The 14,512-nt window shown below is 64.3% G+C and carries 9 protein-coding genes and 2 tRNA genes; 8 read left to right on the forward strand and 3 right to left on the reverse strand.

Annotated features, from left to right (window positions below; genetic code table 11):
* The first annotated feature begins 118 nt into the window (after nucleotides 1-118).
* Genes SMCB_RS09930 through SMCB_RS12770 form a run of 7 tightly spaced genes read left to right on the forward strand, consistent with a single transcriptional unit; the run spans nucleotide 119 to nucleotide 9,502 of the window.
* A complete protein-coding gene (locus SMCB_RS09930) occupies nucleotides 119-739 on the forward strand; it encodes an NYN domain-containing protein (RefSeq protein WP_045536711.1) in 621 nt (206 codons plus the stop codon).
* A gap of 9 nt (nucleotides 740-748) precedes the next feature.
* Complete coding sequence (locus SMCB_RS09935) at nucleotides 749-1,792, forward strand: hypothetical protein (protein ID WP_045536713.1); 1,044 nt, start codon at nucleotides 749-751, stop codon at nucleotides 1,790-1,792.
* Complete coding sequence (locus SMCB_RS13125) at nucleotides 1,793-2,572, forward strand: DUF1156 domain-containing protein (protein ID WP_231851197.1); 780 nt, start codon at nucleotides 1,793-1,795, stop codon at nucleotides 2,570-2,572.
* The gene (locus SMCB_RS09940; RefSeq protein ID WP_231851198.1) at nucleotides 2,461-4,680 is read left to right on the forward strand and encodes a DUF1156 domain-containing protein; all 2,220 of its coding nucleotides are present in this window, start codon (nucleotides 2,461-2,463) and stop codon (nucleotides 4,678-4,680) included. Before SMCB_RS13125 ends, SMCB_RS09940 begins: the two co-directional genes overlap by 112 nt.
* A gap of 12 nt (nucleotides 4,681-4,692) precedes the next feature.
* The gene (locus tag SMCB_RS09945) at nucleotides 4,693-6,411 is read left to right on the forward strand and encodes a GmrSD restriction endonuclease domain-containing protein (RefSeq protein ID WP_045536715.1); all 1,719 of its coding nucleotides are present in this window, start codon (nucleotides 4,693-4,695) and stop codon (nucleotides 6,409-6,411) included.
* Nucleotides 6,408-9,260: an ATP-binding protein gene (locus SMCB_RS09950; RefSeq protein ID WP_045536717.1), complete on the forward strand. Its 2,853-nt coding sequence runs from the start codon at nucleotides 6,408-6,410 to the stop codon at nucleotides 9,258-9,260. The genes SMCB_RS09945 and SMCB_RS09950 overlap by 4 nt, the downstream gene beginning before the upstream one ends.
* 11 nt (nucleotides 9,261-9,271) lie before the next feature.
* Entirely contained in the window at nucleotides 9,272-9,502 is a 231-nt protein-coding gene (locus tag SMCB_RS12770; protein ID WP_144400335.1) for a hypothetical protein, read from the forward strand.
* A gap of 416 nt (nucleotides 9,503-9,918) precedes the next feature.
* Here the strand turns inward: SMCB_RS12770 and SMCB_RS09955 are convergent.
* Nucleotides 9,919-9,994, reverse strand: a tRNA-Phe gene (locus tag SMCB_RS09955).
* A 143-nt stretch (nucleotides 9,995-10,137) separates the two neighbouring features.
* Here SMCB_RS09955 and SMCB_RS09960 point away from each other — a divergent pair.
* Nucleotides 10,138-10,213, forward strand: a tRNA-Arg gene (locus SMCB_RS09960).
* Between the two features lie 93 nt (nucleotides 10,214-10,306).
* Here SMCB_RS09960 and purB read toward each other — a convergent pair.
* Together purB and SMCB_RS09970 are read right to left on the reverse strand one after the other, a co-directional pair.
* On the reverse strand, nucleotides 10,307-11,755 hold the full coding sequence (gene purB, locus SMCB_RS09965; RefSeq protein ID WP_045536719.1) for an adenylosuccinate lyase: 1,449 nt from the start codon (nucleotides 11,753-11,755) through the stop codon (nucleotides 10,307-10,309).
* A 36-nt stretch (nucleotides 11,756-11,791) separates the two neighbouring features.
* Entirely contained in the window at nucleotides 11,792-14,512 is a 2,721-nt protein-coding gene (locus SMCB_RS09970) for a cation-transporting P-type ATPase (RefSeq protein WP_231851199.1), read from the reverse strand.

Here is a 14,512-nt window from a genome sequence, read left to right on the forward strand (position 1 = left end):
GCCTCCGCGAAGGAGGCGTTGGGCCGGAGATGCGATCTCCGGTGGGGTTGACAGCGCAAATTGTACATGCAGCCATCACCTCTGTAAAGGTAAATTTGGCCATCTGGGGGCAACGCCAATGAGCCGGGTCGTTGCCTACGTGGATGGATTCAACCTCTATTTCGGCCTGCGCAGCAAGGGCTGGAAGAAGTATTACTGGTTGGACTTGTGCGCCTTGGCGACTCTACTGCTCAGGCCTGGCCAGACACTAGAGGGCGTTCACTACTTCACCTCGCGCATCCGAGCCAACGGGCGCAACGGCGCCGATATGCAGCGCCAGACCTCCTACCTCGAGGCCCTGGAAACCCGGTCCAAGCTTCGGTCGCACTTCGGCCACTATCTCGAAAAGCCCAAGCAGTGCCACCAGTGCGGCGCGCAATGGATGGACTACGAGGAAAAGATGACCGACGTCAACATTGCCATTCAACTGCTGACCGATGCCTATGACGACCGCTTCGACACCGCGTTGCTGATCTCTGCCGACAGCGACCTCACCACGCCGGTCAGCGTCGTTCGTGCCCGATTTCCCGGCAAGAACATCATCGTCGCCTTGCCGCCCAACCGCCGCTCGCACCAACTCACGCAGGCCGCCAGCGGCAGTTTCATCATCAACGAAACCGCTTACCGTCGCAGCCTGCTTCCGGTTCAAGTGCAGCGCGAAGACGGCTTCGTGCTTCAGCGCCCGGCGCATTGGCGATAGGAGCACATCATGATGCACCACGACACCTTTGACTCGCTGACTCGCAACGCCTTCGACTTCTTGGAGCGCGGCATCGCGGAGTTCGACAAGATGCCCAAGTATTCCGTCATCCACTTCTGCGCGGCGGTCGAGATGCTGCTCAAAGCGCGACTGATGAAGGAACACTGGTCGTTGATCGTCTCCAAACCCGATCAGGCCAACCTCGCCAAGTTCATGGCCGGGGACTTCATCTCGGTTACGCTGGAGGATTGCAGTGCACGGATTCGTGATGTCGCTGGCGAGGACATCGGCGACGACGCCTACAACAGCTTCCGCACGCTGGCGAAACATCGCAACAAGATGGTTCACTTCTTCCACCCTGAGATGGACAGCGTTTCCAAGGCAAAGGCACAGATTGTCGCCGAGCATTGCCGCTCGTGGTTCCACCTCCACCGCCTGTTGAGCCGGTGGGGCAACTACTTTCGCGAGTTCGATAAAGAGATAGCGCACGCGGACCGCGCGATGAAGGCGCACCGGAAGTACCTGCGCGCCAAGTTCAGAGCCCTCAAGACCGAACTGGACACAGCATGCAAGGCCGGCAACGCGCCGAGAGCGTGCAGTGCCTGCGGCTTCAAGGCAGCAATCCCCGACGACCTTGACGAACAGATCGCGTCTCTGCGCTGTATGGTGTGCGATCACACCGAGACCCAAGTCGAGATCGAGTGCCCGCACTGCGGAAAGCCGGTCGTGATTGCCAACGAGGGCTACGCGACGTGTGAACATTGCGACGGCGCTATCAAACCCGAGCACCTAGTCGATGCACTGACCAAGGACGTGGTCGGTACGAAGGACTACTCCGAGACGGGTTTGCCGGCGAACTGCGAAGCCTGCGAGGGCTACCACACGGTCGTCGAGCGGGGAGATCACTACTTCTGCACGAGTTGCTTCGAGATCTCGGATCACGTCGAGACCTGCGGTTGGTGCAACGAGCTCAATACGGGCAACATGGAACACAGCTACTCGACAGGCTGCAGCAATTGCGATGGCAAGGTCGGCTGGGAAAAGGACGACTGAATGACAAATATCAAAGCCCCCAAAAAACTCATCGAAGTCGCCCTGCCGCTCGATGCCATCAACGCTGCCGCCACCTACGAGAAGCTTGTAAAGGTTGGAAAGCCACAGAGCATTCACTTGTGGTGGGCGCGGCGCCCGCTGGCGGCGGCGCGGGCGGTGCTGTTTGCGCAGATGGTCAACGACCCCGGCTACCAGCAGGGCGGCGGCTTCAAGTACGGCGTCAACAAAGAGAAAGCCGCGCTGGAGCGCGAGCGCCTGTTCAAGATCATCGAAGACCTGGTGCTGTGGGAAAACACCAACAACGAGGAGGTGCTGGAGCGCGCCCGCGCCGAAATCCGGCGCTCGTGGCGTGAAACCTGCGAACTCAACAAAAACCACCCGCAAGCGGCCGCGCTGTTCAACCCCGACCAACTGCCCGGCTTTCATGACCCCTTTGCCGGCGGTGGCGCCATTCCGCTCGAGGCGCAGCGCCTGGGGCTGGAGAGCCATGCCAGCGACCTGAACCCGGTGGCGGTGACCATCAACAAGGCGATGATCGAAATTCCGCCGCGCTTTGCCGGCTGCGCGCCGGTGGGGCCGCGGCTGGCGCACGACCGCCAAGCCGACCATGCGCAAGACTGGCGCGGCGCGCGCGGCTGGCCGAAGACGTGCGCCGCTACGGCGCTTGGATGCGCGCCCAGGCCGAGCAGCGCATCGGCCAACTGTACCCCAAGATCACCGTCAGCGCCGCGATGGTGGCCGAGCGCCCGGACTTGGCGCCCCTGCAAGGGCAGGCCCTAACCGTGATCGCTTGGCTGTGGGCGCGCACCGTGCGCAGCCCCAACCCCGCCTTCAGCCACGCCGAGGTGCCGCTGGCCTCGACTTTTGTGCTCTCGAGCAAGGCCGGCAAAGGCGCGTATGTGGTGCCGGTGCTGGAGGGGGAGGGTTACCGCTTTGCGGTGAAGGTGGGGGAGGCGCCGGCAGAGGCAGCCGAAGGGACGGCTGCGGGCAAGCGGGGGGGCTTTTACTGCCTGCTGTCGCGTTCACCGATCGACTACCAATACATCCGCAGCGAGGGTGCGGCAGGGCGGATGGGCGCGCGGCTGATGGCGATCGTTGCCGAAGGCGCGCGCGGCCGCATCTACTTGGCGCCAACCGAGGAGCACGAGGCAATCGCTCGCAAAGCAGCGCCCGCCTGGCGACCCGAGGTCAAGCTGCATGGAAAATGCCGCGTCAACGTGAGCAATTACGGACTCGACACCTACGGCGACCTGTTCACCCCGCGCCAACTCGTGGCGCTGACCACCTTTTCCGATCTGGTGCCGGAAGCCATCGAACGCTGCCGGCAGGATGCCTTGGCCGCTGGACTGCCAGACGACGGGCTCGGCCTCGACGCCGGCGGGAATGGTCCGACCGCATACGCAGAAGCAGTTGGTGTCTACTTGGCATTCGCGCTCAGCCGGACAGCGGACTGGGGAAATTCATTATCACGCTGGGAGTCTAAGGCACAAGTGCCGCAGCAGCTCTTTGGACGCCATGCGATACCTATGATCTGGGACTTTGCCGAGGCAAATATTCTTGGGTCCAGTACAGGCTCCTTGGATGCATCTACTCAGAACATCTACAAGAGCTTTGTAAAGAGTTCCGCTGAGTTTGTAATCCCGGGCCATGCGCTACTGGATGATGCACAGACACAGGGAATAACCGCTCAACGGGTGGTTTCGACCGATCCGCCCTATTACGACAACATCGGTTACGCGGATCTGTCCGATTTCTTTTATGTTTGGCTGCGCAAATGTCTCAGGCAAATTTTTCCCGGCCTGTATGCGACGGTCGCCGTCCCCAAGGCCCAAGAGTTGGTTGCAACGCCGTACCGACACGGAAGCAAGGAAAAGGCGGAGGCTTTCTTTCTAGACGGCATGACCCGGGCGATGCACAACTTGGCCGAACAGGCGCACCCGGCTTTCCCGATCACCATCTACTACGCTTTCAAACAAAACGAGACTTCAGATACGACCGGCACGACCAGTACCGGATGGGAGACCTTCTTGGAAGCAGTTATTAGAGCTGGTTTTGCTATTTGTGGCACATGGCCCATGCGGACAGAGATGGGCAGTCGAATGATCAGCGCGGGCACAAATGCCCTTGCGTCTAGCATCGTTCTCGTCTGCCGCCAGCGCGTCGCCAACGCCGCCAGCGTCAGCCGGCGCGAATTCATCCGCGAACTCAACGCCGCGCTGCCGGGCGCGCTCGACGAAATGACCCGCGGCGGCGTCAACTCCCCGGTGGCGCCGGTGGACTTGAGCCAGGCCATCATCGGCCCCGGCATGGCGATCTTCAGCCAGTACGCCGCCGTGCTCGAGGCCGACGGCACGCCGATGGGCGTCAAGACCGCGCTGCAACTCATCAACCGTTTTTTGGCCGAGGACGACTTCGACCACGACACCCAGTTCTGCCTGCACTGGTTCGAGCAGTTTGGCTGGTCGGTGGCCGGCTTTGGCGACGCCAACACCCTCGCCCAATCGAAGGGCACGGCGGTCACCGCACTGGTCAACGCCGGCGTGCTCGAATCCAGCAAGGGCCAAGCGCGCCTGCTGCGCTGGGCCGAGCTGCCGCCCGGCTGGGCACCCGAGACCGACACCCGGCTGCCGGTGTGGGAGGCGCTGCACCAGCTCATCCGCGCGCTCAACCATGCCGGCGAATCCGCAGCCGGGGCGCTGCTGGCCCGCATGCCCTCGCGCGCCGAACCCATGCGCGCGCTGGCCTACCGGCTCTACACGCTGTGCGAGCGCAAAGGCTGGGCCGACGACGCCCGCGCCTACAATGAACTCGTCACCGCCTGGAGCGGCATCGAGCAAGCGGCAGGCGAAGCCGGACTGGTCGGCGCGCAGGCGCAATTCGATATTTGAAGGAGCGGTCTCGTGCAGAACAAGAAGCTGTCTATCCGCAAGCTGGTTTCGTACCTGAACAACGATGAGTCCGAGTGGGGTGGTTTCTGGCTCCCGAACATCCAGCGTCCGTTCGTCTGGAGCGAAGAGCAGATTTGCAGGTTGTCCGACTCGATCATGCGCGAGTACCCGATCAGCACCCTGTTGGTCTGGAAGACAAAAGAGCCCGTCAAGCACCGGCGCTTCATTGACCTCTACCACAGCGGTGTCAAGCTAACCGACTATTACGTGCCCGACAACACGCGCCCGAAGATGATGGTGCTCGATGGGCAGCAACGCCTACAAAGCCTGTTCATTGGATTGAAGGGCAGCTACGAAGGCAAAGAACTCTACTTTGACGTGCTCAGCGGACAGCAGAAAGCTGCTCCGGAGGACATTCGCTACCGCTTCGCCTTCAAGGCAAAAGCGCAAGTGCATTGGCCTTGGGTGCGGTTTAAGGACATCGTTTTCCAAACAAACAAGCCGGATCCTCAGATTGCTAGGGAAGTGCGCAAGGCGGCGCCGAATGACCTTTCAGAGTCCGAAGACGATCTGCTGCAGCTGAATATCTCTCGAGCACGGCAGGAGTTCGTCAACGACGACAATTTGACCTATCAGGAACTCGACGGCATCGATAACCCCGACGCCTACCGTCTGGATGACATCGTAGAGATTTTTATCCGCGCCAATTCCGGCGGCACCAAGCTTGGCAAGTCGGACCTCTTGTTCTCGCTTCTGACCTCCAGTTGGGACGACGCCGATGGCGCGATGGAAGCATTGCTTGAAGATTTGAACCAAGGCGGCTTCGACTTCGACCGCGATTTCGTACTGAAGGCCTGCTTGACGGCGCTCGGTCGCGGTGCCCGTTACGAAGTCAGCAAGTTTCGCGACGGCAAAACCAAGGAGGAGATCGTCGAGAAGTGGGAGGATCTGTCAAACGCAATAAAATCGGTTCGGGACTTCGTCGTCAGCAAGACCTACATCAGGTCCGACAAGGCCATGCCCTCGTACTTGGCACTCATACCGTTGATCTTCTACCGGTATCACTTCCCGGAGAAGTTCGCGAACAACACCGGCCTTGCTGAGTTTCTGCTACGCGCCCTGATCACCGGCGTGTTCAGCGGCGGGCCCGACAATCTCATCGACAAGCTGGTGCGAAGCATTCAAGAGGACGGTGATTTCGTATTGCCGGAGGTCTACGGTGTAGTGCGTGCTGATGGCCGCAACCTTGAGATCACTCCCGATGTGATCTTCAAGCAGGGCTACGGCTCGAACGCCATCCATCTGTTTTTCAACCTCTGGTATCGGGACTTCAACTACACGCCTGCCTTTTCCGGCAACGGCCCCCAAGTGGATCATATCTTTCCGCAGAGCCTGTTGAAGACAATCAAGGACATCAATCAAGACACGGGTAAGCGCAACCTTCTTCACTTTCGACAGGAGCAGCGCGACCAGATTGCCAATTGCATGCTGCTCACGGCTGATGAAAACGGATTCGTTGCAAAGAGCGGGAAACCGCCAAAGGAGTGGTTCGCCAGAAGTCGATTCGATTCCGACGAGGCGCACCGTCGCTATCTCGAGATGCACTTGATTCCGAATGACCCAGCGCTATGGGAGCTTGAGCGCTTTGAGGACTTCATCGAAGCGCGCAAGGCGTTGATCAAAGACAAGTTCCGCTACATGCTACAGACCGTCGGAGGAACTACAGCATGACCATAAAGCCTTGGCGGCAGATAGCTGTGCCGCACGCCGACGTGCTCAAAGGCACGTTCCAGCAGGCCGAGTTTGCCGCCGACCTGTCGCGCGTGCACGCGGGCACGGCCAGCGCCGAGTACCAGGACCCGGCGTTGTTTTTCCAGCGCACCTTCATCACCGAGGGCATGCGCCTGCTGCTCGACTCGGTGCTCAAGCGCCTGTCGGGCCAAGGCGGCGACCCGGTCATCCAGTTGCAGACGGCCTTTGGTGGCGGCAAGACGCACACCATGCTGGCGGTGTATCACTTGGCCAAAGGCGAGGTGCCGGCCAGCGACTTGCAGGGTGTGGCGGCCATTCTGGATGCGGCGCAGATCACCGAGCTGCCGCGCGCCCGCATCGCGGTGCTCGACGGCATCAAGTCCTCGCCCAACCAGCCCATCAAGCGCGATGGGCAGGCGCTGCGCACGCTGTGGGGCGACCTAGCATGGCAACTGGGCGGATCGGACGGCTACGCGCTGGTGGCCGATGCCGACATGTCGGGCACATCGCCCGGCAAAGCGGTGCTAGAGACGCTGCTAGCCCAGTGTGCGCCATGCGTGATCCTGATCGACGAGCTGGTGGCTTATGTGCGCCAGTTCGAGGACGGCAAGGCGCTCAGCGGCGGCAGCTTCGATTCCAACCTGTCGTTCGTGCAGGCGCTGACCGAGGCGTTGAAGGCCGTACCCACGGCGGTGCTGTTGGCCTCGCTGCCCGAGTCGGACAAGGAAGCCGGCAGCCAGCGCGGCGTGAAGGCGCTTGAGGCACTGGCGCACCACTTCGGCCGCGTGCAGGCGCTGTGGAAGCCAGTGGCCACCGAGGAGGCCTTCGAGATCGTGCGCCGGCGCCTGTTCGCCTCGATCAACGACAGGCTGGCGATGGAGTCGGTGTGCCGCGCCTTTGCCGACTTCTACACCACCCACCGCGACGACTTTCCCGCCGAGACGCAAGAGAGCCGCTACTTCGAGCGCCTGGTGCACGCCTACCCGATACACCCCGAGGTGTTCGACCGGCTGTACGAAGACTGGTCCACGCTCGACAACTTCCAGCGCACCCGCGGCGTGCTCAAGATGATGGCCAAGGTCATCCACCGGCTGTGGAAGGACGGTAACAACGACCCGCTGATCATGCCGGGCAGCCTGCCGCTGTACGACGCCGATGTGCGCAACGAGGTCATCTACTACCTGCCGCAAGGTTGGGACCCCGTTCTGGAGCGCGACGTGGACGGCGAGCGCGCCGAGACCACTGAGATCGAGAACAAGGACACTCGCTTTGGCAGCGTGCAGGCTTGCCGCCGTGCCGCGCGTTCGGTGTTCCTCGGGAGCGCGCCCAGCACCACGAACCAGCTGGTGCGGGGCTTGGAGCTGGAGCGTGTGCTGCTCGGCAGCGTTCAGCCCGGCCAGCAGATCGGGCTATTCAAAGATGCACTGCGCCGGCTCGGTGACCGGCTGCATTACCTGAACCACGCCAACAACCGTTTCTGGCTCGACACGCGGCCCAACTTGCGCCGCGAAATGGAAGAGCGCAAGCGCCGCTTCCAGGACAAAGAGGACGTGTTCCCGACCGTCCGCGAGCGCGTGCAGCGCGGCTTTGCCAGCGGGGTGTTCGGTGGCATCCACGTGTTCACCGATAGCGGCGACGTGCCCGACGACTGGGCGCTCCGCCTGGTGGTGCTGCCCCCCGATGCCGCATTCAGCAAGAGCGGCCAGAGCTTGGGCATAGACCGCGCGGGCGAGATCCTCAAGAAGCGCGGCGACCAGCCCCGCTTCAAACAGAACCGCTTGATCTTCCTGGCGGCCGACTACGACAGCGTCAGCCGCCTGAAGGACCATGTGCGCTCGTTCCTGGCCTGGCGAAGCATCGTTGCCGACTACAAGGACAACCGCATCGTCCTGGACAACCTCATGGCCAAGCAGGCAAGCGCCAGTCTGGAGCAGGCCGAAGAGACCGTGCGGCGCATGATCCGCGAGACCTACAAGTGGATCGTGGCGCCGATGCAGGAGGCTCGACCCGGAAAGGGCTTGTCCGAACTGCGGTGGGAGCACTTACAGGTCAACCCGAGCGCGCAGAACTGGTCGCAGGAAGTCGAGCGCGTGCTCAAGGACAACGAGCTGCTCATCAACGAGTGGGCGCCGATCCACTTGGCCAAGGTGCTGCGCGACTGGTTCTGGAAGGACGACGCCAAGGAGACCAGCGCCTTGAACGTCTGGCAGCAGAGCTGCCAACAGCTTTACCTGCCCCGCCTGAAGGACGACACGGTTTTTCAGCAGACGCTGGCCGCTGGCACCGAGAGCCGCGACTTTTACGGCTTCGCACAGGGCAAGGAAGACGGGCGCTACCTAGGCTTCAGCTACGGCAAGCGCACGTCGCTGATCATGGACACCTCGCTGCTGCTGATCGAGCCGTTCGCTGCGGCGGCCTACATGGAGGCGCTGCGTGTGGCAGAAGAAGCCTCGCGCGCCAAAGCCGCTGACACCAGCGCGGGCGCATCCACCACGACCGTGACCACCGGCGGTGGTGGTGACACACCGCGCATCGAAGACTCGGGCAAGGGCGGATATCCGTCAGGAACGGGCGCGGCCGGCCAGGCCTTGAAGAAGCAGTTCTACGGCAGCATCGAGATCGACCCGATCCTGGCGAAGAAGCAGTTCGCCGACCTGGTCGACGAGGTTGTCCAGCACTTCACCATGCGCACCGGCGTGAAGGTCAAGATCGCCATCGAGATCCAGGCCGAGTCGGCCACCGGCTTCGACGACGGGCTACAGCGCACGGTGAAGGAGAACTGCAACGTGCTGAAGTTCAAGAACGCCGAGTTCGAGTCGGGCGAGTAAGGAGATCTGCCGTGGGCATCATCGACAAGACCACCTACCGCCTGACCTGTCCGCAGTGCGGCGCGTCCGAAACGGCCGACGTACTCGACAAGGGGTCGAACTGGAGCGGTTCACAATGGCAGAGTGGCGCGAAGTTCGAGCGCTTCGACACGACGTGGTCAGGTGGTGGCAGCGCAGAGCCCGATCTTGTCTCGGCGACCTGCAAACTGTGCTCCGTTCCCGCTCAACGGGAAGTCCGGTAGGTCCAACCAGTTCGACTGGGTCATGCAGCCAGCGACATAGCCCGGTTATTGTTCTGAAGGTTCCAGACGTCACCAAGCATGTCGGGCAACCTCCGGTACATGTTGAGCAACTTGCCTCGTCATGAAGCAGCCAAGTTTGACTCCAGTCTGCTCGCATCAGAACCAATGTTGGCGACCAACACCGGTTGCTCGACGCACGCACAACTCGTTGTCGGCCACAGGGTTTTTGCGTGTGCTCCGGTGTAGCAGTTGGCGCAAGTTTCGCCAGAACCGAGAGCAATAGAGAGTCGAACCGGGCGACTTCAGGGCGCCGGCCGGCCACGGCGTGGCACGCGCAGATCGGCGCCTAAGCCCGCGTGGCGTCGCGAAATCCGGCAACAAAAAAGCCCAACTGATAACGGTTGGGCTTGGGATGGTGGTGGCCTGGGGCAGAATCGAACTGCCGACACGCGGATTTTCAGTCCGCTGCTCTACCAACTGAGCTACCGGGCCACAGCCGTAATTCTAGCACAGCCCATCGGGCCTTTTATGCGCGCGGGGCTGCGTTTTGACCACCCAGCTTGCCTTGGATCTAGGTGGGGCTTTGGGCGTGTGGCTTTGGGGGTGCGCTAGGCTGCTAGAATGGAAGGCTCTGCGCGGCTGTAGCTCAGTGGATAGAGTATCGGCCTCCGAAGCCGAGGGTCGTGGGTTCGATCCCCGCCAGCCGCGCCACATATTGCCCGACCCAGCCATGGCCCCACCTCTTTGCACCCTGCTGCATAGAGCTTGCAAATTGGGCCTGCGCTCCACAAACCCAAAACCCAATCACACCCGCCGCGCCAGCGCCTCGGCCATGCCGGTGTAGCCGGCCGGGGTGAGGGCTAGCAGGCGCGCTTTGTCGTCGGGCGGCAGCTCGAGCGATTCGATCAGCTCGTGCAAGGCGGCGCGCGTGACCGCTTGGCCGCGGGTGGCGCTCTTGAGTTTTTCGTAGGCGCCAGCCATGCCGTGGCGGCGCATCACGGTCTGGATGGGCTCGGCCAGCACCTCCCAGGCTTCGTCTAGGTCGGCGGCTAGGGCAGCGGGGTTGAGCTCGAGCTTGGCCAGCCCAACGCGCAGCGACTGCTGCGCCAGCACCGCATGACCCAGCGCCACGCCCATGTTGCGCAGCACGGTGGAGTCGCTCAAATCGCGCTGCCAGCGGCTGATGGGCAGCTTTTCACTCAAGTGGCGCAGCAGCGCGTTGGCCAGCCCGAGGTTGCCCTCGGCGTTTTCAAAGTCGATCGGGTTGACCTTGTGCGGCATGGTGGAGGAGCCGATCTCGCCCGCCTTGAGCCTTTGCTTAAAGTAGCCTAGGCTGATGTAGCCCCAGAGGTCGCGCGCGAGGTCGATGAGGATGGTGTTGCTGCGCGCCACGGCGTCGAACAGCTCGGCCATGTAGTCGTGCGGCTCGATCTGGGTGCTGTAGGGCTGAAAGCTTAAGCCTAGGCCGATGGCGGCATTTGGCGCGCTGCTGGCGCTGGCGGCGGGGGTTTCGACCACGCGGCGGGCAAAGGCTTCCCAGTCGAAATCGGGCCAGGCGGCGAGGTGGGCGTTGTAGTTGCCCACGGCGCCGTTGAGCTTGGCCAGCAGGGGCACGGCGGCGATGCGCTGGCGCGCGCTTTGCAGGCGCTGCAGCACGTTGGCCAGCTCTTTGCCCACCGTCGTGGGACTGGCGCTCTGGCCATGGGTGCGGCTGAGCATGGGCACCGCGGCCCAGCGCTGCGCCAGGTCGCGCAGCTGCGCCACGATGGCATCGAGCCCCGGCAGCAGCACCTGCTCGCGCGCCGCTTGCAACTGCAGGGCGTGGCTGGTGTTGTTGATGTCTTCGCTGGTGCAGGCAAAGTGCACGAACTCGCCCAGCGCCTGCAGCTGCGGCCAGCCGGCAAAGGCGCCGGCCACGCCGAGCTCGGGGTTGCCGCGGATCCAGTATTCGACCGCCTTCACGTCGTGGTTGGTGGTTTTTTCGATCGCCTTGATGGCGGCGGCGTCGGCCGGGCCAAAGCGCGCGACGATGGCGCGCAGGTGCGCGCGCGCCTCGGGGCTGAGCGGCGCCGTGCCGGCCAGGCCCGCGTCGCACAGTTGCTCGAGCCAGACCAACTCGACCTGCACGCGGCAGCGCATGAAGCCGTATTCGCTCAAAATCGGGCGCAGCGCGTCGAGCTTGGGCTGGTAGCGCCCGTCGAGCGGCGACAGGGCGGTGAGGGGCGAAAATTCGAGGGGGGGTGTGGCGTGCATGGTGCTGGCGATTGTAAAAGCGCGGCTTGGGGCCTTTTAAGCTTTCCCGCCTGAAGCCTTGGCGGCGCGCGCTTCCAGCGTCTTGCGCAGCAGTTTTTCGGCACCGATCACGGCATAGATCGTCAAGCCCACGGCCAGCACCGGCAGCCATTCCGCGGCCGCGATCGGCGCGGTGTGAAACAACGTGTTCATCAGCGGCACGTAGGTGAGCAGCAGCTGCGAGCCCATCATCGCCGCGATGCCGACCCAAATCCAAGGGTTGCTCATCAGCCCGAGCCGCCACATCGACTGCCGCAGCGAACGCATGTTGAGCAGGTAGAACGACTGACCAACCGCGAACACCGCCAGCGCGATCGTGCGCGCCTCGGCCTCGGACAGCCCGCGCGCGAGCGCATCGTGGAACAGCACGGTCGCGCCGACCATCAGCATCACGCCGACCAGCACGATGCGCAGCACCAGCTCGAGGTTGAGGATCGGCGCCTCGGGCCGCCGCGGCGGGCGCCGCATGATGCCGGCCTCGCGCGGCTCGAAGCACAGCGTCAGGCCCAGCAGCACGGCGGTGGTCATGTTGATCCACAGCGCCTGCACCGGCAGGATGGGCAGGGGCTGCGCGGCCAAAATGGCGGCGATGATCACCAGCCCCTGCCCGGCGTTGGTCGGCAAAATCCAGCTGATGAACTTGACGATGTTGTCGAACACGCCGCGACCCTCCTCGACCGCGGCCTCGATGCTGGCGAAGTTGTCGTCGGTCAGCACCATGGCGGCGGCCTCTTTCGAGACCTCGGTGCCGGTGATTCCCATCGCCACGCCGATGTCGGCGCGCTTGAGCGCCGGCGCGTCGTTGACACCGTCGCCGGTCATGGCCACAACCTCGCCGCGCGCCTGCAGCGCCTGCACCAGGCGCAGCTTCTGCTCCGGGGTGACGCGTGCAAACACGGCCGTGTCGGCGGCGGCGGCCTCGAACGCGGCGGCATCCAGCGCCTCGAGCTCGCGGCCGCTGAGCGCGCGCGGTGGCCGCTCGCGGGTCGCGCGCGGGTCCAGCCCGATCTCGGCGGCGATCGCCGCGGCCGTCACCGCGTGGTCGCCGGTGATCATTTTCACGCGGATGCCGGCGGTGTGGCAGGCCTGCACCGCACGCACCGCCTCCGCGCGCGGTGGGTCGATCATGCCTTGCAGGCCGATGAACTCGAGGCCGCCGGCCACATCATCGTGGCCGATGTGCGCCAAGCCTTGGCCGCTGCGGCGCGCAAAAGCCAGCACGCGCAGGCCCAGCCGGGCCATGGCCTCGACTTGGGCGTGCACAGCGTCGGCGGCTAGCGGCTGGCGGCTGCCGTCGGCGGCCAGCGCATGGCTGCAGCGCGCCAGCACCGCCTCGACCGCGCCCTTGAGGTAGAGCCGCGGCGGCGCGCCGCCGTGCAGCGTGGCCATGTACTGGTGCTGCGACTCGAAGGGCAGCGCGTCGAGCCGGGGCTGCGCCGTCGCCTCGGCGGCCTCGAGCAGGCCGGCCTTGCGCGCGGCCACGATCAGCGCGCCCTCGGTCGGGTCGCCGTCGATGCGCCAGCCACTGCCATCCTCGCGCAGCACGGCGTCGTTGCACAGCAGGCCGGCGCGCAGCAGCTCGTGCAGCGCCGGCGGCAGCACCGGCAGCGGCTGGCCATCGCGGCTGAGTGCGCCCTGCGGCGCGTAGCCCACGCCGCCCACCTCGGCACCGGCGCCGCCGGCCCACAGGCGCTGCACGGTCATCTCGTTGCGCGTCAGGGTGCCGGTTTTGTCGGAGCAGATCACGGTCGTGCTGCCCAGCGTCTCGACCGCCGGCAGGTGGCGGATGATCGCGTGGCGGCGGGCCATGCGGCTGACACCGATGGCCAGCGTGATCGTCAGCACCACCACCAGCCCCTCGGGGATCATGGCCACCGCCAGCGCCACCGCCGCTAGGAACATATCGATCAGCGGCTTGCCGTGCACGAAGGTGCCCACGGCAAAGGTGAGCGCCGCCAGCGACAGAATGGCCCACATCAGCCAGTGGCTAAAGCGCGTGATGCGCTGCGTCAGCGGCGTGGCCAGCACGTCGGTCTGCGCCAGCAGCTGCGAGATGCGGCCGATCTCGGTGCCGCTGCCGGTGGCCACCACCACGCCGGTGGCCGTGCCGTAGTGCACCAAGGTCGAGGAATAGGCCATGTTGCGGCGGTCGGCCAGCACCGTGTCGGCGGCCAGCGGATCGGCGTTTTTTTCGACCGGCAGCGACTCGCCGGTGAGCGCGGCCTCGGCCACGCGCAGCTCGCGCACCCCGAGCAGGCGCAGGTCGGCCGGCACCTTGTCGCCCGAGGCCAGCAGCACGATGTCGCCGGGCACCAGCGCGCGCGCGTCGATGCGCTGGCGCTGCCCACCGCGCAGCACGGTGGCCTCGGTGGTCAGGGCGCGCGCCAGCGCCTCGAGCGCGCCCAGCGCCTTGCCCTCTTGCACGAAGCCGATCACGGCGTTGAGGAAGATCACGCCAAAGATCACCGCCGCGTCGGTATAAGCGCCCACGGCGAGCTTGATGACCGTGGCCACCAGCAGGATGTGCACCAGCACCTGGTGGAACTGCAGCAAAAAGCGCAGCAGCGGGCCACGCCCCTTGGGTGGCGGCAGCGCGTTGGGGCCGTGGCTGCGCTGGCGCGCCTGCACCTCGGGCGCCTCGAGGCCCTGCTGTGGATTTGCCCCCAGCAGCCCGAGCACCTCCTCGGGCGGCAGGCGGTGCCAGGGTGTTTCAGGCAC

The sequence above is a fragment of the Serpentinimonas maccroryi genome, assembly GCF_000828915.1.
Lineage (GTDB): Bacteria > Pseudomonadota > Gammaproteobacteria > Burkholderiales > Burkholderiaceae_C > Serpentinimonas > Serpentinimonas maccroryi.